At 68.9% G+C, this 23,798-nt stretch carries 19 protein-coding genes; 13 read left to right on the top strand and 6 right to left on the bottom strand.

The window, feature by feature from the left end; all coding sequences use genetic code 11:
• Window positions 1-15: 15 nt before the first annotated feature.
• From NQV15_RS14430 to cofC, 7 genes are all read left to right on the top strand, one after another.
• Window positions 16-1,203: a cytochrome P450 gene (locus tag NQV15_RS14430; protein WP_232401148.1), complete on the top strand. Its 1,188-nt coding sequence runs from the start codon at window positions 16-18 to the stop codon at window positions 1,201-1,203.
• A complete protein-coding gene (locus NQV15_RS14425) occupies window positions 1,200-2,483 on the top strand; it encodes a thymidine phosphorylase (RefSeq protein WP_232401149.1) in 1,284 nt (427 codons plus the stop codon). The genes NQV15_RS14430 and NQV15_RS14425 overlap by 4 nt, the downstream gene beginning before the upstream one ends.
• Before the next feature lie 9 nt (window positions 2,484-2,492).
• Window positions 2,493-2,948 (top strand): MaoC family dehydratase, encoded by a 456-nt coding sequence (locus NQV15_RS14420; protein WP_232401150.1) that lies wholly within the window; start codon window positions 2,493-2,495, stop codon window positions 2,946-2,948.
• Between the two features lie 12 nt (window positions 2,949-2,960).
• Window positions 2,961-4,043, top strand: coding sequence for an adenosine deaminase (locus NQV15_RS14415; RefSeq protein WP_232401152.1), 1,083 nt, complete (start codon window positions 2,961-2,963; stop codon window positions 4,041-4,043).
• 9 nt (window positions 4,044-4,052) lie between these two features.
• Window positions 4,053-5,054, top strand: coding sequence for a TIGR03557 family F420-dependent LLM class oxidoreductase (locus NQV15_RS14410; RefSeq protein ID WP_232401168.1), 1,002 nt, complete (start codon window positions 4,053-4,055; stop codon window positions 5,052-5,054).
• A gap of 178 nt (window positions 5,055-5,232) precedes the next feature.
• The gene (locus NQV15_RS14405; RefSeq protein WP_232401180.1) at window positions 5,233-7,773 is read left to right on the top strand and encodes a bifunctional FO biosynthesis protein CofGH; all 2,541 of its coding nucleotides are present in this window, start codon (window positions 5,233-5,235) and stop codon (window positions 7,771-7,773) included.
• Window positions 7,770-8,444: a 2-phospho-L-lactate guanylyltransferase gene (gene cofC / locus NQV15_RS14400; RefSeq protein ID WP_232401182.1), complete on the top strand. Its 675-nt coding sequence runs from the start codon at window positions 7,770-7,772 to the stop codon at window positions 8,442-8,444. Before NQV15_RS14405 ends, cofC begins: the two co-directional genes overlap by 4 nt.
• Before the next feature lie 10 nt (window positions 8,445-8,454).
• On the opposite strand, the gene lon is transcribed toward cofC, so the two are convergent.
• Window positions 8,455-10,785 carry an endopeptidase La gene (lon, locus tag NQV15_RS14395; protein WP_232401184.1) on the bottom strand — a complete coding sequence of 777 codons (2,331 nt, stop codon included), beginning with the start codon at window positions 10,783-10,785 and terminating at the stop codon, window positions 8,455-8,457.
• Between the two features lie 245 nt (window positions 10,786-11,030).
• Window positions 11,031-11,609, bottom strand: a complete 579-nt coding sequence (locus NQV15_RS14390) for a uridine kinase family protein (RefSeq protein WP_232401186.1) — start codon at window positions 11,607-11,609, stop codon at window positions 11,031-11,033.
• 39 nt (window positions 11,610-11,648) lie between these two features.
• Between NQV15_RS14390 and deoC the strand changes: the two genes are divergently transcribed.
• The 3 genes from deoC to NQV15_RS14375 all read left to right on the top strand — a co-directional run bounded on the left by deoC (window position 11,649) and on the right by NQV15_RS14375 (window position 18,778).
• Window positions 11,649-12,368: a deoxyribose-phosphate aldolase gene (gene deoC, locus NQV15_RS14385; protein ID WP_232401188.1), complete on the top strand. Its 720-nt coding sequence runs from the start codon at window positions 11,649-11,651 to the stop codon at window positions 12,366-12,368.
• Window positions 12,369-12,544: 176 nt separating this feature from the next.
• Window positions 12,545-15,340 carry a 5'-nucleotidase C-terminal domain-containing protein gene (locus NQV15_RS14380; protein ID WP_232401190.1) on the top strand — a complete coding sequence of 932 codons (2,796 nt, stop codon included), beginning with the start codon at window positions 12,545-12,547 and terminating at the stop codon, window positions 15,338-15,340.
• Between the two features lie 87 nt (window positions 15,341-15,427).
• Window positions 15,428-18,778: an ExeM/NucH family extracellular endonuclease gene (locus NQV15_RS14375; RefSeq protein ID WP_232401199.1), complete on the top strand. Its 3,351-nt coding sequence runs from the start codon at window positions 15,428-15,430 to the stop codon at window positions 18,776-18,778.
• A gap of 118 nt (window positions 18,779-18,896) precedes the next feature.
• Here NQV15_RS14375 and NQV15_RS14370 read toward each other — a convergent pair whose 3' ends face one another.
• Window positions 18,897-19,199 (bottom strand): hypothetical protein, encoded by a 303-nt coding sequence (locus NQV15_RS14370; protein ID WP_232401209.1) that lies wholly within the window; start codon window positions 19,197-19,199, stop codon window positions 18,897-18,899.
• A 122-nt stretch (window positions 19,200-19,321) separates the two neighbouring features.
• Here NQV15_RS14370 and NQV15_RS14365 point away from each other — a divergent pair, with 122 nt between their 5' ends.
• Window positions 19,322-19,819 carry a flavin reductase family protein gene (locus NQV15_RS14365; RefSeq protein ID WP_232401211.1) on the top strand — a complete coding sequence of 166 codons (498 nt, stop codon included), beginning with the start codon at window positions 19,322-19,324 and terminating at the stop codon, window positions 19,817-19,819.
• 126 nt (window positions 19,820-19,945) lie between these two features.
• Complete coding sequence (locus NQV15_RS14360; protein ID WP_232401212.1) at window positions 19,946-21,055, top strand: LLM class flavin-dependent oxidoreductase; 1,110 nt, start codon at window positions 19,946-19,948, stop codon at window positions 21,053-21,055.
• Window positions 21,056-21,139: 84 nt separating this feature from the next.
• Here the strand turns inward: NQV15_RS14360 and NQV15_RS14355 are convergent, their stop codons facing one another.
• Together NQV15_RS14355 and NQV15_RS14350 are read right to left on the bottom strand one after the other, a co-directional pair.
• Window positions 21,140-22,360 carry an NAD(P)/FAD-dependent oxidoreductase gene (locus tag NQV15_RS14355; RefSeq protein WP_257125059.1) on the bottom strand — a complete coding sequence of 407 codons (1,221 nt, stop codon included), beginning with the start codon at window positions 22,358-22,360 and terminating at the stop codon, window positions 21,140-21,142.
• The gene (locus NQV15_RS14350; protein WP_232401215.1) at window positions 22,357-22,680 is read right to left on the bottom strand and encodes a 2Fe-2S iron-sulfur cluster-binding protein; all 324 of its coding nucleotides are present in this window, start codon (window positions 22,678-22,680) and stop codon (window positions 22,357-22,359) included. Before NQV15_RS14350 ends, NQV15_RS14355 begins: the two co-directional genes overlap by 4 nt.
• Window positions 22,681-22,850: 170 nt before the next feature.
• Here NQV15_RS14350 and NQV15_RS14345 point away from each other — a divergent pair, with 170 nt between their 5' ends.
• Window positions 22,851-23,441: a TetR/AcrR family transcriptional regulator gene (locus tag NQV15_RS14345; protein WP_257125058.1), complete on the top strand. Its 591-nt coding sequence runs from the start codon at window positions 22,851-22,853 to the stop codon at window positions 23,439-23,441.
• 1 nt (window position 23,442) lies between these two features.
• Here the strand turns inward: NQV15_RS14345 and NQV15_RS14340 are convergent, their stop codons facing one another.
• Window positions 23,443-23,733: a ferredoxin gene (locus tag NQV15_RS14340; protein WP_232401220.1), complete on the bottom strand. Its 291-nt coding sequence runs from the start codon at window positions 23,731-23,733 to the stop codon at window positions 23,443-23,445.
• Between the last annotated feature and the right edge of the window lie 65 nt (window positions 23,734-23,798).

The raw sequence follows: 23,798 nt of genomic DNA, 5'->3' as shown, positions 1-23,798 counted from the left end.
CCCCGGAGGCGAACGATGACCAGCAACACCCTCCAGCTCGATCCCAGCGCGCCGGAGTTCCTGCAGGACCCCTATCCCACGCTGGCCGCGCTGCGCGAGACCGGTCCCGTGCTCTGGCACGAGCCGATGGGCATGTGGCTGGCCACGACGCACGACTCGGTCAGCCAGGTGCTGCGCAACCGGGCGTTCGGTCGGATCTGGACCGACTGGGAGCCCACGGCCGAGATGGAGCCGTTCAACGCGCTGCACCGCAACCAGATGATGGAGAACGAGCCGCCGACGCACACCCGCCTGCGGCGGCTCGTGGCTGCCGCCTTCGGGCGCGGCCACGTCGAGCGCATGCGGCCGCGCATCGAGTCGCTCGCCGCGCAGATGGTCGACGAGCTGGGCGACTCCTTCGACCTGCTCGGCGACTACGCCGAGCCCATGCCGGTGTACGTCATCGCCGACATGCTCGGCGTCCCGCGGGAGGACCACGCCCGCCTGCGCGACTGGTCGCAGGCCATCGTGCACATGTACGAGCCCGGTGTCGGCGCGCCGACCAAGGCTGCCGCGATCGAGGCCAGCACCGCCTTCTCCGACTACGTGCGCGATGTCGTGGAGCAGCGCCGGTCGTCGCCCGGGGAGGACCTGATCACCGATCTGATCCAGGCCCGCGACGACGGCTCGAAGCTCAGCGACGACGAGCTGGTCGCCTCGGTCGTCCTGCTGCTCAACGCGGGGCACGAGGCATCCGTCAACGTGTTCGGCAATGGCTTCCACGCGCTGCTGGAGCATCCCGACCAGCTCGCCCGGATCACGTCCGGCGAGGTGCCGGTGGAGACCGCGCTGGAGGAGCTCATCCGCTACGACGCGGCTCTGCAGCTGTTCGAGCGCACGGCGACCGCCGATGTCGAGGTGTCGGGCCAGCTGATCCGGACCGGCGAGAAGATCGCCTGCCTGATGGGCTCGGCCAACCGCGACGCCGCCGTGTTCGCCGATGCCGACACCTTCGACGTCGGCCGCGATCCCAACCCCCATGTCGGCTTCGGCATGGGCCTGCACTTCTGCCTGGGCGCGCCGCTGGCGCGCCTGGAGCTGCAGATCAGCATCAAGACCCTGCTCGGCCGGTTCCCCTCGCTGGAGCTGGCGGGGGAGGCGCCGCGCCGCCCGACCTGGGTGCTGCGCGGCTACGAGAAGATCGACGTGAAAGCTGCACCATGACTGAGTTGTTCGACGCCGTAGAGGTCATCGCCACCAAGCGGGACAAGCACGAGCTGACCGATCCGCAGATCGACTGGGTCGTCGACGCGTTCACCCGAGGGGTCGTCGCCGACGAGCAGATGTCGGCGCTCGCGATGGCGATCCTGATCAACGGCATGAACCGCCGCGAGATCTCCCGCTGGACCCACGCGATGATCGACAGCGGTGAGCGGATGGACTTCTCGTCACTGTCGTGGGCGACGGCCGACAAGCACTCCACCGGGGGAGTGGGCGACAAGATCACCCTGCCGCTGGCGCCCCTCGTCGCGGCCTGCGGCGTCGCGGTGCCGCAGCTGTCCGGACGCGGCCTCGGGCACACCGGCGGCACGCTGGACAAGCTCGAGGCCATCCCCGGCTGGCGGGCGAACCTGACGAACGAGGAGATGCTCGCGCAGCTCGAGGACATCGGCGCGGTCATCTGCGCTGCTGGCGCCGGGCTCGCGCCGGCCGACAAGAAGCTGTACGCGCTGCGCGACGTCACCGGCACGGTCGAGGCGATCCCGCTGATCGCCAGCTCGATCATGAGCAAGAAGATCGCCGAGGGGACCGGGGCGCTCGTGCTCGACGTCAAGGCCGGCTCGGGCGCGTTCATGAAGGAGCTCGACCAGGCCCGGGAGCTCGCCGAGACGATGGTGGCCCTGGGCACGGATGCCGGGGTCAAGACCGTCGCGCTGCTGACCGACATGTCGACGCCGCTGGGCCGGACCGCGGGCAATGCCTGCGAGGTCGCCGAGTCGGTCGAGGTGCTGGCCGGTGGCGGACCCGCGGACGTCGTCGAGCTGACCGTGGCGCTCGCGCGCGAGATGCTGGCGGCCGCCGGCAAGGACGACAAGGACCCCGCGGAGGTCCTGGCCTCCGGCGCCGCGATGGACGTGTGGCGGCGGATGATCTCGGCGCAGGGTGGCGACCCCGACGCACCCCTGCCGGTCGCCCGCGAGACGCACGTCGTCACGGCGCCCGCGTCGGGCACGCTGTCGCGCCTGGACGCGCTGAGCGTCGGCGTGGCCGCATGGCGCCTGGGCGCGGGACGCTCGCGCCCCGGTGAGCAGGTGCAGCTCGCTGCCGGCGTGGTGATGCACGCCAAGCCGGGCGATGCGGTCGTCGCCGGTCAGCCCCTGATGACGCTGCACACCGACACGCCCGAGCGGTTCGAGCGGGCCGTCGCCGCCCTCGAGGGATCGTATGACGTGGGTCACGCTCCGTTCGACGCGCCTTCGGTGGTCATCGACCGTATTGGCTAGGTTGGGGCGATGCGCATCCTGAACGACAGCAGAGAGATCGCCGACGCGGCAGGCCAGGAGCTCGGTGTCAGCGAGTGGGTCGCCATCACCCAGGACCGGATCGACATGTTCGCCGACGCCACGGGGGACCGCCAGTGGATCCACGTCGACCCGGAGCGGGCCGCCGGTGGTCCCTTCGGCGCGACGGTGGCCCACGGCTACCTCACGCTCTCGATGCTCCCGTTCCTGGGCGCCCAGGTGTTCGCCTTCGCCGGTGACGTCGCCCGGGTCAACTACGGCCTGAACAAGGTGCGGTTCGTGGCGCCGGTGCGGGTCAATTCCAAGGTGCGCAACCGGGTCGAGATGCTCGAGGTCGTCGACATCGAGAAGGGCCAGCAGGTCACGATGCAGCACACCATCGAGATCAAGGGGCACGACAAGCCGGCCTGCGTCGCGGAGACTGTCACCCTCTTGATGGGCCCATGACACGATGAGGGCGTGACTGCTACCCCTGAACAGATCAAGAAGGCCCCCAAGGTCGCCCTCCACGAGCACCTCGACGGCGGCGTCCGTCCTGCCACCGTGGCCGAGATCGCCGATGAGATCGGCCACGACCTGCCCGCCGAGGGTGCCGAGGCGCTCGGCGCCTGGTTCGAGGAGGCGTCCAGCTCCGGATCGCTCGAGCGCTACCTCGAGACCTTCGTCCACACCGTTGCGGTCATGCAGCGTCCCGAGGACCTGGCGCGGGTCGCTCGTGAGGCCGTGCTCGACCTGGCCGACGACGGCGTCGTCTACGCCGAGCTGCGGTGGGCGCCCGAGCAGCACCTCTCCGCCGGGCTGAGCCTGCGCGAGACGGTGGACGCGGTGCAGGCCGGCATCCAGGAGGGCAAGCAGATCGCCGCCCTGGAGGGGCAGAGCATCGAGATCGGCCAGCTGCTGACCGCGATGCGGCACGCCGACCGCGGTCTGGAGATCGCCGAGCTGGTCGTGGAGTACCGCGACCGCGGCGTCGCCGGCTTCGACATCGCCGGCGCCGAGGACGGCTTCCCGCCGATCCTGCACCTGGAGGCCTTCGAGTACCTGCGGCGCGAGAACGCGCACTTCACGATCCACGCCGGCGAGGCGTTCGGGCTGCCCTCGATCTGGCAGGCCATCCAGCGCTGCGGCGCGGAGCGCCTCGGCCACGGCGTGCGCATCGTCGACGACATCGACTTCAGCGATCCGGACAGCCCGATCCTGGGCGGCCTGGCCGCGTACATCCGCGACCGCCGCATCCCACTGGAGATGTGCCCCTCGTCGAACCTGCAGACCCACGCCGTGCCCGGCATGACGTCGATCGCCGACCACCCGATCGGCCTGCTCAAGGACCTCGGCTTCCGCGTCACCGTCAACTGCGACAACCGGCTCATGAGCGGCACCTCGATGTCGCGGGAGTTCCAGCTGCTGGTCGACGCCTTCGACTACGACCTGGACGATCTGCGCTGGTTCACCGTCAACGCCATGAAGAGCGCCTTCCTGCCCTTCGACGAGCGGCTGGTGCTGATCAACGAGGTCATCAAGCCGGCGTACGCCGCGCTGTAGGTTCGACCGATGAGTGCTCGAGTCGAGGTCGGCTACGCCGCTGCGCTGGAGAAGTACGCCCCTGCCGAGGCCGTCGAGCTCGCGGCCCTGGCCGAGCAGCACGGATTCGTCGGGACGCTGGCCACCGATCACTTCCAGCCATGGCTGCCCGGCCAGGGGCAGGCCCCGTTCGTCTGGAGCGTCCTGACGGCACTGGGGGAGCGGACGTCGTCCAACTTCGGGCCCGGCATGGCCGTGCCGGGCTACCGGTACCACCCGGCGACGCTGGCGCAGGCCGCCGCGACGCTGGCCTCGATGTACGAGGGGCGTCACTGGTTGGGCATCGGCCCGGGCGAGGCGCTCAACGAGCACGTGACGGCGAGCTACTGGCCCGAGGCCTCGGACCGCATCAACTCGATGTTCGAGGCCATCGACCTGATCAAGAAGCTGTTCGCGGCGTCCATCGCGGGGCGCGACACCCGGTTCGCCGGGACGTTCCACCGGATGGAGTCCACCCGGCTGTGGACGATGCCGGCCGTCGCGCCACCCGTCCTGGTCGCCACGAGCGGCCCGGTCACCGCGCGCCGGGCCGGCAAGATCGCCGACGGCATCGTCACGGTGGGGACGTCGTACGACCGGGCAGCGACGCTGCTGGAGCGCTTCGACCTGGGCGTTCGTGAGTCGGGTCGTGACCCGCGCGCGATGCTGAAGGTCCTGCACCTCAATCTCAGCTGGGCCCCGACCCAGGAGGAGGCCATGGCTCATGCGATCGAGCAGTGGCCGCTGGGCGCGATGGCCTTCCCGAAGGGCGACATCCGCAGTCCGCAGGTGTTCGAGCAGATGGCCCGGCTCGTCGGCCCCGAGGGCTTCGATGACCGGATGCTGATCAGCAGCGACGTCGACGCGCACCGGGCCCGGGTGCAGAAGTTCGCCGACATCGGCTTCGACCGCATCTACCTGCACAACGTCGGCCTGAACCAGCGCGCCTTCATCCAGACGTTCGGCGCTCAGGTCCTGCCCACCATCGGCTGAGGTGCTGCGCGCAGCGCCACAGATGCGTATAGTGCCAAGAGATCCTTCGGGCACCCTTGGTCCGGAGTTCTGTCCTCATCCTGGGACCGTCTGATCTGGTGCTCGTAGCTGTGCGAGCCGCATGTCCGTCGCGCGTTCGATCGCGCGTCCCGTGCAGTCCACGCCAGAGGAGCAAATCATGACGCAGGCGATCCCGAGCCCGGAGCGACCCAACGACCGCCAGGTGGCGCGCGCGGTGACCCGTGCCGAGGCCGGCAAGAGCCTCGACGCCACCGAGACCCAGGCGCTGCTGTGCGCCCGCGGCGAGCACCTCGACCGGCTGATGGCCGTGGCCGGGCGCGTCCGCGACGCGGGGCTGGAGGCCGCCGGGCGTCCGGGCGTGGTCACGTACTCCAAGAAGGTCTTCATCCCGTTGACCCGGCTGTGCCGCGACCGGTGCCACTACTGCACGTTCGTCACGACGCCGACGCTGCTGGCCAAGGACGAGAAGGCACCGTTCCTGAGTGCCGACGAGGTGCTGGCGATCGCCCGCGAGGGTGCCGCCATGGGCTGCAAGGAGGCGCTGTTCACGCTGGGTGACCGTCCCGAGGACCGCTGGCCCGAGGCCAAGCAGTGGCTCGAGGAGGCCGGTTACGACTCGACGCTGGAGTACGTGCGGGCGATGAGCATCCGGGTGCTGGAGGAGACCGGGCTGCTGCCGCACCTCAACCCGGGCGTCATGTCGTGGGCCGAGATGAGCCGGTTGAAGCCGGTGGCGCCGTCGATGGGCATGATGCTGGAGACGACGAGCCGCCGCCTGTACGAGACCAAGGGCGAGGCGCACTACAAGTCCCCCGACAAGGACCCGGCCGTGCGGCTGCAGGTGCTGGAGGACGCCGGACGCCTCAACGTCCCGTTCACGACCGGGCTGCTGATCGGCATCGGCGAGGATCTCGCGGAGCGCGCCGAGGGCATCTTCGAGCTGCGCCGGATCGCCAAGCAGTACGGGTCGATCCAGGAAGTCATCGTGCAGAACTTCCGGGCCAAGCCCGACACCGCGATGCGCCACGACGACGACCTCGCGCTGGACGAGTACCTGGCGGCGATCGCCACGACCCGCGTCCTGCTGGGTCCGGCGATGCGGATCCAGGCGCCGCCGAACCTGGTCGACCTGACCGAGTGCCGGGCGCTGCTGGACGCCGGTGTGGACGACTTCGGCGGGGTGTCGCCGTTGACCCCCGATCACGTCAATCCCGAGCGTCCCTGGCCGCAGATCGACAAGCTGACGGCGCTGACCGCGGACGCCGGATTCGTCCTGCGCGAGCGACTCACGGCGCACCCGCAGTATCTCGACGTCCCGTGGCTCGACCCGCGGCTGCGCTCGCACGTGGACGCGCTGCGCGGACCGGACGGCCTGGCGCGGGCCGAGGCGATGCCGGTGGGCCTGCCCTGGCAGGAGCCCGACGGCGGCTTCGACGTCACCAGCGGCCGCTCCGACCTGCACACCGCGGTCGACACGGAGGGCCGCACCAGTGACCGGCGCAGCGACTTCGAGGACGTGTACGGCGACTGGGGCGTGCTGCGCGACAAGGTCGCCCGTGACGCCGTGCCCGAGCGGCTCAGCAGCGACGTCACCGCGGCGCTGCGGGCGGCCGAGCGCGACCCGTCGGGCCTGAGCACCGAGCACGCGACGACGCTGATGACCGCCGAGGAGGGGCCGGCGCTGGATGCCGTGACCGCACTGGCCGATCAGCTGCGCCGTGACGCGGTCGGCGACGAGGTCACCTACATCGTCAACCGCAACATCAACTTCACCAACATCTGTTACACCGGCTGCCGGTTCTGCGCCTTCGCGCAGCGCAAGACCGATGTCGACGCGTACACGTTGAGCCTGGACGAGATCGCGACCCGAGCGCGCATCGCGGTCTCCGTCGGCGCGACCGAGGTCTGCATGCAGGGCGGCATCGACCCGGAGATGCCCGGCACGGCGTACTTCGACATCGCCCGGGCCGTGAAGGATGCCGAGCCGTCCCTGCACGTGCACGCCTACTCCCCGATGGAGGTCATGAACGGCGTGTCCCGCACGGGCCTGTCGATCGCGGAGTTCCTGGCCGCGGCCAAGGAGGCCGGCGTCGACTCCCTGCCGGGCACCGCCGCGGAGATCCTGGACGATGACGTGCGGTGGGTGCTGACGAAGGGCAAGCTGCCCACCGCGCAGTGGATCGAGGTCGTGCGCACCGCGCACGCGGTCGGCCTGCCCACGACGTCCACGATGATGTACGGCCACGTCGACCACCCGGGGCACTGGGTCAAGCACCTGCAGGTGCTGGCCGACATCCAGCGCGACACCGGCGGGTTCACGGAGTTCGTGCCGTTGCCGTTCGTGCACCAGTCGTCGCCGATCTACCTGGCCGGTGTCGCCCGCCCCGGGCCGTCGGTCCGCGACAACCGGGCGGTGCACGCGATGGCCCGGATCATGCTGCACGGGCTGATCCCGAACATCCAGACGTCCTGGGTCAAGCTCGGACCGCAGCAGCTGACCCAGGTGCTGAACGGCGGCGTCAACGACCTCGGCGGCACCCTGATGGAGGAGACCATCAGCCGGATGGCCGGCTCCACCAACGGATCGCGCAAGGAGCGCGAGGAGCTGGAGGCCATGGCGCACGCGGCCGGACGTCCGGCCCGCCAGCGCACCACGACATACGGGCACATCCGGTCCCAGGAGGGGATCGCGTCATGACCGGCTGGACCGCCGTCGTCCCGGTCAAGCCGTGGGGGCTGGCCAAGAGCCGGCTCGACCTGCCCGACGACGACCGGATGCGGCTGGCGCGCGCCTTCTCGCTGGACGTCCTGGACGTCGTGCTGGCCGCCGCGTCCGTCGACCGGGTGGTGGTCGTGACCGCCGAGGCCGAGCTCGGCGCGATCGCCCGGCGCCGTGGCGCGGCCGTCCTGACCGACCGGCCGATGTTGGCCCGTGGCCTGCTGAACCGGGCCGTCGACGCCGGACGCCAGTGGGCCAAGATCAACGCAGCCGGCGCCCCGATCGTGGTCGTGCCGGGCGATCTCGCCGCGCTGGACGCCGGCGTCCTCGACGCCACGCTCGGGCTCCTCGCCCAGCAGGAGCGCGCCTTCGTCCCGGACGCCTCGGGGATGGGGACGACGCTGCTGGCGGCCGCGCGGCCGGAGCTGCTGATCCCCGCCTACGGCGAGCGGTCGGCGATGCATCACTCCGATGCCGGCTACCGCGCGGTTCCCCAGGTCGACAAGCGCTGCCGGCGGGACGTCGACACGGCCGCCGACCTGGCAGAGGCGAGGGCCCTGGGGGTGGGACCGCACACGATCGCGGCCCTCGAGCAGATGACGTCTGCCATCCGTGAGGGCCGCGATCGCATGAGGATGCCGGCCGGCTGAGCCGCGTCGGTCAGGCCGCGACGGTGGAGACCGTCCCGGACGCCGGCTCGAGCGCGTGGGCCAGGATCTCGGCGACGTCCGCGACCGGACGCACGTCCAGCTCGGCCAGCACCTCGTCCGGCACATCGGCCAGGTCGACCTCGTTGCGGGCCGGGATGAAGACGGTCTTCAGCCCGGCGCGCTGCGCCGCCATGAGCTTCTGCTTGACGCCGCCGATCGGCAGGACCCGGCCGTTGAGGGTGACCTCGCCGGTCATGCCCACATCGGCGCGGACATTGCGGCCCAGCGCGAGCGACGTCAGCGCCGTGACCATCGTGACGCCCGCGGACGGTCCGTCCTTGGGCACCGCTCCTGCGGGCACGTGCAGGTGGATCGAGCGCTCCAGCGTCGCCGGGTCGATCCCGAGCTCCTGGGCGTGCGACCGCACGTACGTCAGCGCGATGTGCGCCGACTCCTTCATGACGTCGCCGAGCTGGCCGGTGATGGCCAGGTTGCGCTCGCCGTCGAAGGCGCTGGCCTCGATGAACAGCACGTCACCGCCCAGGCCCGTGACCGCGAGCCCGGTCGAGACACCTGGCACCGCGGTGCGCTCGGCCACCTCGGGGACGAAGCGCGGCCGTCCGACGTAGTCGACGAGCGTCGACTCGTCCACGACGACCGGCTGCTCGGTGTCCGGATCGGTCAGCTTGGTCGCGACCTTGCGGAACACCTTGGCCAGCAGCCGCTCCATCTGCCGGACGCCCGCCTCGCGGGTGTACGACGCGGCGATCTGCCGCAGCGCCTCGTCGGTGACGGTGACCTCGTCATCGCTCAGGGCCGCCCGCTCCAGCTGGCGGGGTGCCAGGTACTGCCGGGCGATCGCGATCTTGTCGTCCTCGGTGTAGCCGTCGAGCTGCACCAGCTCCATGCGGTCCAGCAGCGCCTCGGGGATCTGCTCGATGACGTTGGCCGTCGCCAGGAACAGGACGTCCGACAGGTCGAGGTCGAGGTCCAGGTAGTGGTCGCGGAAGGTGTGGTTCTGCGCCGGGTCGAGCACCTCGAGCAGCGCCGCCGACGGGTCGCCGCGGTAGTCGGCGCCGACCTTGTCGATCTCGTCGAGCAGCACGACCGGGTTCATCGAGCCGGCCTCGCCGATGGCCCGGACCAGACGGCCGGGGAGCGCGCCGACGTAGGTGCGCCGGTGGCCGCGGATCTCCGCCTCGTCCCGCACGCCGCCGAGGGCGACGCGGACGAACGTGCGCCCCAGGGCGCGCGCGACGCTCTCGCCCAGCGAGGTCTTGCCGACGCCGGGAGGGCCCACGAGTGCCATGACGGCACCCGATCCGCGTCCGCCGACGACCTCCAGGCCGCGGTCGTTGCGACGCGCCCGGACGGCCAGGTACTCCACGATGCGGTCCTTGACGTCGTCGAGGCCGTGGTGGTCGGCGTCGAGCACGGCGCGGGCCGCGGCGATGTCGGTGCTGTCATCGGTCTTGACGCCCCACGGCAGCTCGAGGACGGTGTCCAGCCAGGTGCGGATGTATCCGTTCTCCGGGTTCTGGTCGCTGCCGCGCTCGAGCTTGCCGACCTCGCGCAGCGCCGCCTTGCGGACGTCGTCGGGAAGATCAGCCTCCTCGACGCGCTCGCGGTAGTCCTTGGTGTCCTCCGGCTCGTCGTCGCCGAGCTCCTTGCGGATCGCGGCGAGCTGCTGGCGCAGGACGAACTCGCGCTGGTTCTTGTCGATGCTCTCCTGGACGGACTCGGAGATCTTCTCGTTGACCTCGGCCTCGGCCAGGTGCTCGCGTGCCCAGCCGATCAGCAACGTCAGGCGCTGCCCGACGTCCTCGGTCTCCAGCAGCTGGCGCTTCTGCTCGTTCTCGAGGTACGAGGCGTAGCCGGCCGTGTCCGCCAGCGCGCTGGGGTCCGTGAGGCGCTGGATGCCGTCGATGACCTGCCAGGCGTTGCGCTTCTGCAGGATCGTGACGAGCAGGCTCTTGTAGTCGCGGGCCAGGTCGAGGACGGCCTCGGACGGCTCGGCGTCCTCGATCAGCTGGGCCTCGACCCACAGGGCGGCGCCGGGGCCGGTCACCCCGCCTTGGATGTGGGCGCGCTGCTCGGCGCGCAGGACGGCGCCGGGCCCACCGCCGGGGAGCCGGCCGACCTGCTGGATCGTGGCGATGACGCCGTGGGTGGCGTAGCGGTCCTCGAGGCGGGGAGCCACGAGGAGTCGGTCGTCATTGCTGGTGCGAGCCGCGTCGACGGCCGCGCGGGCCGCATCGTCCAGCTCGATCGGGACGACCATGCCGGGGAGGACGACGACGTCCTCGAGGGCCAGAACGGGGAACTGCTGCAGTTCGGTCATGCCTGCTCCTGAAAGTTGAGTCTGACCGGCTCAACCTGCAGGGCGCCGTCCTTGTTCCTGCGCGTCCCCCCTGTTCGCTGACGGCGGACGTCCCAGGGGAAATCGGTTTACCACGGTCCCTCCGCAAACCTCGTCCGCCCAGGGGAGATTTGCATGGGGCGGACGACGCTTGCCCCGGGCGGAGTCATCGAGGTCGACGGTTTGCCTGGGGACCGTGGTAAACCGTTGCTGCGGGCGGGCCCGGGTCAGCTGCCGAGCAGCCTGCGCGCCTCCCGGGGGGACATCGCCTCGCAGCCGTGCGCGACCGCTTCGGCGACGATGCGCGGCTCGTCCTTCATGAGCCGCCAGCCGCGGCGCACCAGCATCGACGGCGGCTTGCGTGCCTCCCGCAGATCGCGGAACAGCCGCAGCGCGAAGGTCACCGACGCCGGGCGGTACAGGCAGATCGCCGCGCGCAGCAGCCCGGCCTCGCGGCAGGCGTCGACGATGACGGGCGCGAACAGGCCCTCGGCGATGAAGCGACCGTCCGGGGCGGACAGGATCTGCGTTCCCGTCCGCCGGCTGGTGGCGATGTCGTACACCGGAACCTCCGCCGTCCCGGACGCGCACAGCTCGGCGATCGCACCCACCGCGGCCACGGCGTCCCACGAACCCGGGTGGTCCCAGTCGATGATCCCGAGCGTCGACCGCGGCATGTTGGGTGCGTCGACGTCGCGGTAGAAGTCGTCCAGACGCAGGATCGGCCAGCCCAGCCGTTCCGCGAGGTGGGACTTCCCCGATCCCGATGGTCCTGCCACGATCACGACTCCAGAGGGTGCGCCCACCGGACGAGCCTAGTCGCCGCCCACTCCTAGGATGGAGGCATGTCCTCACCCGTCACCGTTGCCGAGATCGCCGCCACCATCGACCACGCCATCCTCAAGCCCGAGCTGACCCGCGCGGAGGTCGACGAGCAGCTGGCCCTCGTGGCCCGGTACGGCGTCTTCAGCGCGTGCGTGCGTCCCAGCGACGTCGCGCACGCCTTCCGCGTGCTCGAGGGCTCGGGCGTCGCCGTCTGCGCCGTGATCGGCTTCCCGCACGGCACCACCACGACGCAGACCAAGGTCGCCGAGGCCACCGAGGCGCTCGACAACGGGGCGTCCGAGCTCGACATGGTGCTCAACATCGGCCGCCTGCGCAGCGGCCTGGTCGACGATGTCGAGGCCGACATCCACGCCGTCGTCACGGCGGCGGGCGAGCACGTCGTCAAGGTCATCCTCGAGACCGCCCTGCTGGACGACGACCAGATCGTGGCGGGCTGCCAGGCTGCCGAGCGGGCCGGCGCGGCCTTCGTGAAGACCTCCACCGGATTCGCCGGGGGAGGGGCCACGATCGAGGACCTGCGGCTCATGCGCTCCACCGTCGGTGACGCCGTTCAGGTCAAGGCGTCCGGCGGCGTCCGCGGCCTGGACACCCTGCTGGAGATGCGCGACCTCGGCGTCACCCGCTTCGGCACCAGCGCGACCGCCACGATCCTCGACGAGGTCGCCGCCCGCGAGGCCGGCCAGGCGTCGTCCGCCTCCACCGACGAGTCCTCCTACTGACCGCCAGCGGGAACTTCACCGTTTCGACATGTTTCGTCTCCGTGAAATGCGTTGACTTCGCAGGCCGCTCAGGGTCTTCTTGCTGAAGACATCCTGAGAGCTCTCTCAGGGGCACACTCATCGGGGGGATGAGCCGCTTGGGCCGCCTCTTCGATCGAACCCGGAGAGGTACCTGCGTGAGTTCTCTGTTCCGCCGCCTGACGGTGGTCGCCACCGCGACGCTGCTCGGCGCACCGATGCTGGCCGTCACATCGGCCCATGCCGCCGACGACGTCACGATCAACCTGATCGGCATCAACGACTTCCACGGTCGTATCGACGCCAACACCGTCCAGTTCGCCGGCACGGTCGAGGCGCTGCGCGCCGAGAACCCGACCAGCTCGCTGCTGATCTCGGCGGGCGACAACGTCAGCGCGTCGCTGTTCGCGTCGTCCGTGCAGAAGGACATCCCGACGATCGACGTGCTCAACGCGCTCGACCTCGACGCGTCGGCTGCCGGCAACCACGAGTTCGACCAGGGCGCGGACGACCTGACCGGGCGCCTGTCGGACGCAGCCGACTTCCCGTTCCTGTCGGCCAACACCTTCAAGGCCGACAAGACGCCGCTGCTGAAGAAGTACGAGTTGTTCACGGTCGACGGCGTCGACATCGCCGTCATCGGCGCGGTCACCGAGGAGACCCCCTCGCTGGTCTCGCCGGCGGGCATCCAGGGGCTGACGTTCGCCGACCCGGTCGACTCGATCAACGACACGGTCGACGAGATCGAGGCGCTGCCGGCCCCCCAGCAGCCCGACGTCATCGTCGCATCGATCCACGAGGGCGCCCCGGACGGCTCCAAGACGCTGGAGCAGAACGCGACATCGAGCCCGGTGTTCAAGAAGGTCGTCGAGCAGACCGATCCCGCCGTGGACGCGATCTTCATGGGTCACACGCACCAGGCCTACGCCTACGACGCCCCGATCCCCGGCCAGGCCGGCAAGACGCGTCCGGTGCTGCAGACGGGCAACTACGGCACGAACGTCGGCCAGATCAAGCTCACGTTCGATCCCGACACGGGCGAGGTCACCGGCCACACCAAGAAGAACCAGGCCCGCACCACGACGGCCGCCGGCGAGCTGACCACGAGCTACCCGCGGGTCGCCGAGGTCAAGACCATCACCGATGCCGCCCTCGCGTACGCCGCGGAGGTCGGCAGCAAGCCGGTCGGTTCCCAGACCGCCGACATCACCCGCGCGTACACCGGCAACACCGAGAACCGCGGTGCCGAGTCGACCCTGAGCAACTTGATTGCCGAGTCCCTCCGCGCCAGCGTGTCCAGGACCCCGGCAGGCGCCGACATCGGCCTGAACAATCCCGGAGGCGTCCGGGCCGACCTGCTGTACGCCGCCGGTGCCGCGCCCGACGCGCCCGGCACGATCCTGTTCTCCGAGGCACTCAACGTCCTGACGTTCGCCAACCAGCTGAGCACCGTGACGCTGAGCGGGTCCTCGTTGAAGAAGGTCTTCGAGCAGCAGTGGCAGCGCAATGCCGATGGCAGCGTCCCGACGCGGGCCTACCTGCAGCTGGGCATGTCGAAGAACCTGACCTACACGTTCGACTCGACTCGTCCCGAGGGCGACCGGATCACGTCGATCACGATCAACGGCAAGGTCGTGCAGCCCACCGACAGCTTCAAGGTCGCCGTTCCGTCGTTCCTGACCTCCGGCGGTGACAACTTCCGGGCCTTCACCGAGGGCACGGCGGTCGACAGCGGTGTCGTCGACTACACGGGCTTCAACGACTACATCGCGGCCAACAGCCCGATCACCCCGGACTTCTCGGCCCACGCGGTCGAGGTCACGGGCGTCAAGAGCTCCTACAAGGCCCTCGACACGGTGTCGGTGACGCTGCCCAAGCTCGATCTCACCTCCCGCAACAGCCCGGCCAACACGACGGTGGCGGCCACGCTGACGTACGGCGGCAAGACGGTCGACCTGGGCGCCTTCCCCGTCGCCGCAGGATCCTCGACGGTCACCTTCGACCTGCCGGCAGGCGCTGTGGGGGGCGTGACGCTGACTGCGACCGCCGCTCCCACGAACACGTCGGTCAGCATCCCGCTGTCGGTCGAGAAGATCGTGTCGACCACCACCGGCACGGCGCCGGCCAAGGCCAAGACCGGGACGACCTTCACGGTCGAGGCCGCCGTCGCGTCCGCCGCGGGCTCCGCTGTCACCCCCACGGGCACCGTCTCGGTCAAGGAGGGCGACACCGTCCTCGGCTCGGCCGCCCTGACCGACGGCAAGGCATCGGTCGCGGTCAACGCCAGCAAGCTGTCGGCCGACGAGCACGCCCTGACGGTGTCGTACTCGGGTGACGGCGTGCACGCTGCGTCGACGGCCTCAGCCGGGACGATCGAGATCGTCAAGGGCGGGTCCGGCTTCGGCGCGGTCGCCGCGCCGGGCACCTACGGGACGCCCACCACGGTGAAGGTCTCGGCCGATCCCGAGGCATCCGGCCTGGTCTACGTGACCGAGGGTGGACGTGCGATCGGCCTGGGCTTCCTGCGGGCCGGCACCGGCACGGTCACGCTGGACGGCACGGCGCTCGCGCCGGGCACCCACTCGCTCGCGGTCTACTTCGGCGGGGACGAGAAGTTCGACCCGACCAGCACGACCGCTTCGCTGACGATCGCCAAGGCGCCGACCAAGCTCAAGAAGGTGTCGGTCAGCCCGAGCAAGATCGTCGTCAAGCGCACCAAGGCGTTCGTGACGCTGTCGGTCAAGGCCACCGGGTTCACGGTCGACGGCGGCAAGGTCACACTGCGCCAGAGCGGCAAGAACTACTCCGGCACGGTCAGGAACGGCAAGGTCCGCATCCGGCTGGCGAAGTTCACGTCAAAGGGCTCGGCCAAGAAGATCACGGCGACCTACGGCGGCAACAAGCTCGCCGAGGGATCGTCGACGACCTTCACGGTCAAGGTCCGCAGCAAGTAGGCCGATCGGGTTCCCGGGGTGGTCCGACCACCCCGGGGACCCGCCGCGCCACCCATCAGCACGGTCATCTCTAGAGCTCGGGGAATCATGAAGACAACGATCGTCACGCGATGGGTGGCCGCCGCGGCCGTCGCAGTCGCCTCACTCGTCGCCGTCCCGGCGGCGCCCGCCATGGCCACACCGGCCGGCGACAACCTGGTCATCAACGAGGTGTACAACAACGGCGGCAGCGCAGGCGCCTCGTACGCCCACCGCTTCTTCGAGCTCTACAACCCGACCGACCACGACATCAGCGTCAACGGCTGGTCGTTGCAGTACAAGTCCGCGACCGGCGCCACGTTCTCCGGCAAGACCGAGCTGGGCGACAAGCACCTCGAGCCCGGCGGCACCCTCGTGGTCCGCGGAGCCAGCAACAACGCGGCGACGAACCCCGGCGCCCCCGTGACCGCCGACATCGCTCCGGACACCGGTCTGAACTCCGCCGCCGGCAGCGGCGTCATCGCCCTGTCGAGGTCGACCGCCACGCTGACCACCTCCCTGACCGACGCCAACCTGGTGGACCTGGTCGGCTACGGCACGACCGCGAACCTGTTCGAGGGCTCCGCGCGTGCCGCGACCGGAGGACTGGCCCTCTCCGTCACGCGCAGGACCGCCGGCGCCGACTCCGACGACAACGGTGCCGACTTCGCAGCCGTGGCGCCGAGCCCGGCCGCGTGCGGGACGACGTGCGACGGACCGGGGGACTCCGGCGGTGGTCCCGTCGACCCGCCGGCCGATCCGGTCGACGCGACGATCGCCGAGATCCAGGGCGCCGGTGCGGCCAGCCCCCTGGCCGGCAAGACCGTGACGACCCGCGGCGTCGTGACCGCGGTCTACAAGACCGGTGGGTTCAACGGCGCCGTCATCCAGACGCCCGGCACCGGCGGCGCGGTCGACGCGGCCACGCACACGACGTCCGACGGACTGTTCGTCTTCGACTCGGCGTTCGCCGCGGGCGTCGACAAGGGTGACTTCGTCGAGGTCACCGGTGACGTGTCGGAGTTCAACGGTCTCACCGAGCTCACGACGGCGGCCGGCAAGTTCACGAAGCTGACCGAGACACCCGCACCGGTCCTCCCCGCGACGATCTCGTTCCCGTTGAGCGAGGTGCAGCGCGAGTCGTTCGAGAGCATGCTGCTGCTGCCGCAGGGCGCCATGACGGTCACCGACAACTACGCGACCAACCAGTACGGCGAGATCGGTCTGGCCGACGGCAGCGAGCCGCTGCAGACACCCACCAACGTCGTCGCCCCGGGCGCCCCGGCCAAGGCGCTGCTGGCCGAGAACACCCAGCGCCTGGTCAACCTCGACGACGGATCATCGGTCAACTTCCTGTCGGCCGCGAACCAGGGCATCGCGCTGCCGTGGCTGCGCCCCGACAACGAGGTGCGCGTCGGTGCCGCCGTCTCGTTCGTCGACCCGGTCGTCCTCGACTGGCGCAACAGCGTCTGGAAGCTGCAGCCGACGCAGCACCTGACCTCCTCCGGCAAGGAGCCGGTGACGTTCAGCTCGACGCGCACCGCGGGCCCCACCGATGTCGGCGGCGACGTGCGGATCGGCACCTTCAACGTCCTGAACTACTTCTCCACGACCGCGGCCGACTTCGAGAAGTCCGGCCTGGGCACCTGCACGACGTACAAGGACCGGGCGGGCAATCCGGTCACCGCCAACTCCTGCACCAACAACGGTCCTCGTGGGGCCGCCGACGACGCCAACCTCGAGCGTCAGCAGGCCAAGATCGTCGCGGCGATCAACACCCTGGACGCCGACGTCGTGTCGCTGGAGGAGATCGAGAACTCCAAGGCGGTCGACCCGAAGGCCGACCGCGACGAGGCGCTGGCCACGCTGGTCGATGCCCTCAATGGGGCCGCCGGCAAGCAGCGGTGGGCCTTCGTCGCGTCCCCGGCGACCGTTCCGGCCGCTGAGGACGTCATCCGCACGGCGTTCATCTACCAGCCGAAGATCGTGGCGCCCGTGGGAGCCTCGTCGATCCTGGACGACCCGGCCTTCACCAACGCCCGCCAGCCGCTGGCCCAGGCGTTCAAGCGGGCCGGCGGGCCGGACACCACGACGTTCGCGGTCATCGTCAACCACTTCAAGTCCAAGGGCTCCGGCACCGGGCTCGACGCCGACCAGGGCGACGGGCAGGGGGCGTCCAACCACTCCCGCGTCCAGCAGGCCACGGCGCTGGTCGGATTCGCCGACCGGTTCGGCACCTCGGCCGGCACGGACAAGATCTTCCTGACCGGTGACTTCAACGCGTACAACAAGGAGGACCCGGTTCGCATCATCGAGGAGGCGGGGTACACCAACGTCCCGGCCGAGCGGACCACGAAGGAGACCTATCAGTTCGACGGGATGGTCGGCTCGCTCGACCATGTCTTCGCCTCCCCGGCTGCGTACGCGCGCGTGACGGGGGCGGACATCTGGAACATCAACGCCTACGAGGCGCTGGCGCGCGAGTACAGCCGCTACAACTACAACGCGACCGATCTGTACCGGGCGGATCCGTACCGGGCCAGCGACCACGACCCGGAGCTCGTCGGGGTCGATCTCGGGGCGGAGCTCGACGCGACGACCACGTCCGCGACGGCTCCTGCGTCGATCCGTGCCGGCGCCGACCTCACGGTCTCCGTGTCGGTCTCGGGCCGCGCCACCGGAGACGTCACGGTGACCGAGGGCGGGACCGTGCTCGGCCGGGCAACGCTGGTCGACGGTGCCGCCGAGGTCGTGATCGCAGGCCTGCCGATCGGTTCGCACCTGCTGACGGTGACCTACTCCGGCGATGCGACGCATCAGGGCTCGAGCACGACGGTCGCCACCCGGGTGGTCAAGGCGCTGTCCGGCCTCACGGCCTCGGCGGGCCCTGCCACCTACGGCACGAGCGCTGCCCTGACCGTGACGGGCGCGCCCGGTGCGTCCGGCCTGGTCTACGTCGCCTCCGGTGACCAGCTCGCGGGCATGGGCATGATGACGGGCGGTACGGCGACGATCACCCTGTCCAGCCGGTTGCCGGTCGGGACGTCGCAGCTGACGGTGTTCTACGCCGGCAGTGCAGGCTTCGACCCGGCGACCACGACGACCTCGGTGACCGTGGCGAAGGCGTCGACGACGCTCAAGAAGGTGTCGGTCAGCCCGAGCAGGATCGTCGTCAAGCGCACCAAGGCGTTCGTGACGCTGTCGGTCAAGGCCACCGGGTTCACGGTCGACGGCGGCAAGGTCACCCTGCGCCAGGGCGGCAAGAACTACTCCGGGACGGTCAGGAACGGCAAGGTCCGCATCCGGCTGGCGAAGTTCACCTCGAAGGGCTCGGCCAAGAAGGTCACGGCGACCTACTCCGGCAACAGCGTTGCGAAGGGCTCGAAGACGTCCTTCACCGTGAAGGTGCGCGCGAAGTAGCGACGAAGGATGAGGGTTTCGGGCAGCCATGGCTACCCGAAACCCTCATTGGTCGGCATCAGCGTTCAGTCATGTGAGGTATGCACGAGACGCGAGGCCGCCTCCGCATTGCCAGTCATCACGCGGTCACATGGAGCCTGACTTCCCGGCCCTCATGACGGGTCCAGCCATAACTGGCGGCATAGTCAATCATCCCGGCAAACGCCTCGAGCCAGGTCGCGTCCAGCGGGTGGCCGAGTTCGCGTAGTGAGTCGACCGGGACCCACACATGGTCGCTGTGGACCTCGGACTCGGGCAGGACCGTCGCGAGGGTTTGCTGCAGGCGGTTGATGCTGAGTCCGGGCGCAAGCGTGAGGTCGAGCTCGCGAAAGTTGTGTTCGTCCTGCAGTGAAGCGCTCGTACTGTCGACAATCAGATGCATGGGTCCTCCCGGGTCGACCTTGGTGTGATGCTTGACACACTCGGCGTAACCTACTCTATGGTTGGTTATGCGGTTCAAGCCGTGCCACCGGAGTTTTATCGCCGAGAGAGTCGTGATCGACAGTGATCGAGTTGCCGCCGGACGAAATTAACCCCGACCATCTGCGAGCCGCTTTCAGCTGCTTCCCCAGCGGTATCACGGCCGTCTGTGCCGTCGTCGACGACCAACCAGCCGGCATGGCGGCCAGTTCCTTCACCTCGGTCTCCCTGGACCCGGCTCTGGTGTCAATCTGCATACAGAACAGTTCTCGCACCTGGCGGCAGCTTCGGTCGCTGCTGCGTCTGGGGGTCAGCGTCCTCGCCAGTGGGCAGGACGAAGCGTGTCGCAAGCTCGCTCGCCCAGAGGGTGACCGCTTCCAGGGCGTTGCTTGGGAGAAGAGCAGCGACGGATCGGTCTTCATCAAGGGTGCGGCGGCCTGGCTGAACTGCGGCATCCACACCGTCGTGCCCGCTGGCGACCACGCCATCGCGCTTCTGCGCGTGCACGCGCTCTGGTGCGACGAACACGTCGAGCCCTTGGTGTTTCACGGCAGCAAGTTCCGCACCCTCGCCGGAGCCTGAGCGGCTCTTTGACACGACGCACACGCCCATCTCGACCCGCGACACCCAGGGCGAGCAGTTTCGAACTCCATACCCCGCACCTCGAGATTTTCATCAACGAGCCCCGAGAGGACAAGGAAGACGATCATGAAGTTCGGAATCTTCACCATGCCGGAGCATCCGCCACGAGAGAACTGGACGCTTTCCTACGACCGCGACATCGCCGAGATCGTCAAGGCTGAGTCGCTGGGGTTCGATGAGTTCTGGATCGGCGAGCACCACACCGGCGGATTCGAGAACGTCCCGATGCCTGAGCTGATGATCGCCAAGGCGTCCGCCGTCACCAGCCGTATCCGGCTCGGCACTGGAGTGGTCAACCTGCCCTACCAGGATCCCTTCCTTGTCGCCGAGCGACTGGCTTTCCTGGACCACCTGACCCACGGACGCCTCATCTATGGTTTCGGGGGCGGCGGTCTGCCCACTGACAAGAAGCTCTTTCAGATGGCCCCTGAAGAGGCGACGCCTCGCACCAACGAGTCGCTCGAGATCATCTGGAAGCTCTTGACCTCCGAGGATCCAGTCACCCACGAGGGAGTCTTCTGGCACTACGAGGACCGTCAGCTTCAGGTCGGGCCTCACCAGGAAGTGCCCCCGATCGCGGTTGCTGGACTCACCGGCACCCACAACTTCGAGAAGTGCGGCAACAGGGGCTGGATCCCGCTCAGCGTCTACTTCGCGCCGCTGCACAGCACCGACAATCCGGCGGCGCCGGACTTGGTGGCCCACCGCGACGCCATCCTCAAGGGTGCAGCCGATGCTGGCCTGGACGCCGGCGCTGCGGTCGCCGACTGGCGGGTGAGCCGCGAAGTCTATGTCTCGTCCAGTCGCAATGATGCGCTCAACGAGATCCGTGATGGTGTGAAACTGTCCTACGACTACCTGCTCGGACTTGGCCTCGGCGCGTTGATGAAGCAGGACGAGAACATGGCCGACGCGGACCTGACCTTCGACTGGATGGTCGAGCACATCCCGTGGGTGATTGGGAGCCCGGAGGACTGCATCGACCAGATTCATCACATTCGCGAAGAGGTTGGTGACTTCGGCACTTTCCTCATCAACTCGCGCGACTGGGTCACCAGTGACATGTGGCACCGCTCCCTGGAACTCTTCGCTCGGTACGTGATGCCGCAGTTCCAGTCGCACCAGCACATGGCGCGCAGGGAACGGCTCGCCAAGGTCGCGCTGGGCCTGGAGTAGAACCGGCGGTCACAGCCCTGGCGCGACCCAGCCGCTGTCGCGTCAGGGCCGTGGCCCGTTCAATGGGCCGGGCTCACGACAACCTCACGACAACAAGGACTTGAGCTTGATCGAGGTGTCAGCCGCCATGTCCTGGGGAAAGGACTTCCCTGTCGCCAGCGCACGGCGCACGGCCACGAAGTCTGCCCCGGCATTCACGCACTCGCCGGCGACCAACTGGCCTCGGCGATAACACAGGACGGTGAGCCTGTCGGGCGCGGATCCGCGGAGCACGACCTCGTCGTAGCCTATGGCAGCACCTGCCATTTGCAGCTTGAGGTCGAACTGGTCGGACCAGAACCACGGCACGGAGTCGTAGGCGGCCGTCTGGCCGCAGATCGTGGCTGCTGCGATGTCGGCTTGGTCGGTGGCGTTCTGCACCGACTCCAGACGAAGAAATGTCGCTGGTTCCAACGGGTGGGGCAGGACAGTCGCATCGCCGGCGGCAACCACGCGGGGGTCGCTGGTCCGGGCCTGGCGGTCGACGAGGATTCCGCCGTCGACCGCCAGGCCCATGCGGTCGGCCAGTTCGGTGCGGGGAACTACGCCGATACCGACGACCACCAGGTCCGCCGGCACGGTGGAGTCGTCGTCCAGCACGACCTCCTCGACTCGGCCCTCCCGGCCGTTCATGGCGACCACGCCTGTCTCCAGGAGCACACGGCTTCCGCGGTCACGATGCACTCCGGCAAAGAAGGCGGACATCTCCTCGGAGACCGAGCGGGCCATCAGCCGGTCTGCAGCCTCCACGACGGTGACATCCACTCCTCGCTGGCGTAGCACGGCGGCGGCCTCGAGCCCGATGAATCCACCTCCGACGACGACTGCTCGTCGCACCGGCCCAAGTGCCTCGCGCAGACCGGTGGCGTCCTGCATGTCGCGCAGGTAGACAACGCCGGCCAAGTCGGCGCCGGGTATGTCCAGACGTCGCACTCGAGCGCCGGTCGTCAGCGCCACGTGATCGAAGTCGAAGCTCTGGCCGGTCAAGCAGTGGGCCGTCCCGGCGGCCATGTCGATCTCCTCCACGCGGGCTCCTGGCACCAGTGTGATGGCCTTGCTCGAGTAGAAGGTCTCCGGGCGCAAGGACATCGACTCAGCGGTGACGCTGCCGGCCAGGTAGGCCTTCGACAGCGGGGGTCGGTGGTAGGGCAGGGGCGATTCCTCGCCCACGAGTGTCACCGGACCTTCGTGACCGCGCTCGCGCAACCGGGCGGCGAGCTGCACGCCGGCGTGACTTGCCCCGACGATCAGGACGTGGTCGTTCACAGCTGCTCCGGCGCCACTTCGACGGTCAGGCCATCCAGCTCAGGACCCATCGTGAGCTGGCACGAAAGCCGGCTTTCGGCGCGACGCTCGGCGAGTGCACCGTCAAGCATGTCGTCCTCCATCTCGGAAGGACCTCCCACCTGCGCGCTCCACGGCTGCTGGACGTAGACGTGGCAGCTCGCGCAGGCCAGCGACCCGCCGCACTGCCCGACGACACCGGGAACGTCGTGGTTCACCGCTGCCTCCATGACGGACTGGCCGAGCGTTGCTTCGACCGTCTGACGCTCGCCGTACGGGTCGATGAAGACTACTGTCGACATGTGCGTCGCTCCTTTGGATGTTCCCACACTTGGATAACACGTTAGCAAACGGATGGTAGGAAAAGAAAGACGCCAGTGATGTCATGTGGGTGGGGCCGACTGCGATAAGTTGGTTGCGCTTCGTAACGTTGTATACGTAGCACCACCACACCCGAGCGGAGCGTTCAGAAGTGCCTCGTCCAAGCCGTTGGGACGACGTCGTAGCGGCAGCCGCTCGCGTCTTCAGTGAGAAGGGATTCGGTGGAGCCTCCCTCGAGGATGTCGCCACCGAGGTCGGGATGCTCAAGGGCAGCCTGTACAACTACATCAAGTCCAAGGAAGACCTCCTCTTCGCGGTGGTTCGTCCAGACGCCGAAGAATTATTGACCAACGCCCGCCAGCTCAAGGTCAAGGATCTGCCTGCCTCGGAGAAGCTGCGGCAGATCGTGCTGGTACATGTGGAGATCATCGACCGGCACTTGCCTTACGTGAGCGTCTACGTCCAGGAGATCGCCGGACGGGGTATCTCCAAGGAATGGGCGGACATGGACCGCGAGTACATGCACCTGGTAGAGCAGGTCTTCGTGGAGGGGGCCGAGTCGGGTGCCTTCGACCGTGGTCTGGACGCGAAGATGGCAGCTCGTTCTCTCATCGGCGCCATGAACTGGATGACTCGTTGGTACGAGCCGGGTGACCCGGCTCAGGCTCGCGCCGTGGCAGCCCAGCTCTCCGACGTCTTCCTCTCCGGCGTGCTCGCTCGCCGCACGGCCGACCCGTCCTAAGTCACGCCTGACCACTGAGGATGGCCTGTACGGGGCAGTCCAGGATGGCGTCATCCAGCTCCTCGGTCCGCTCGACGGGCTCGTTCGTGGCGCGCCCCTTTCCGTCCACAAGGCTGAAGTGGGCCGGATCGACCATCGCGCAGGTTCCTGAACCCACGCAGACCTGCTCGTCGACCCTGGCCCACACCTTGTCCGACCCGCTCATGTCCTCGCTCCGATCTTCCTTCTTGTGCTGCTGGTCACATTCATGCAGAGTGTAGCCAGACATTCGGTCGGTTAAGACGACGAGCATCTGTGAATTCTTCGCGATGGCCGCCTGAGTGAGTCCACGAAGGAGCCTGCGATGACGAGCACCCT

This window comes from Aeromicrobium wangtongii (assembly GCF_024584515.1).
Taxonomy (GTDB): Bacteria; Actinomycetota; Actinomycetes; order Propionibacteriales; family Nocardioidaceae; genus Aeromicrobium; species Aeromicrobium wangtongii.
The sequence above is the reverse complement of the archived record's forward strand: the minus strand, read 5'-3'. Positions and strand labels throughout refer to the sequence as shown.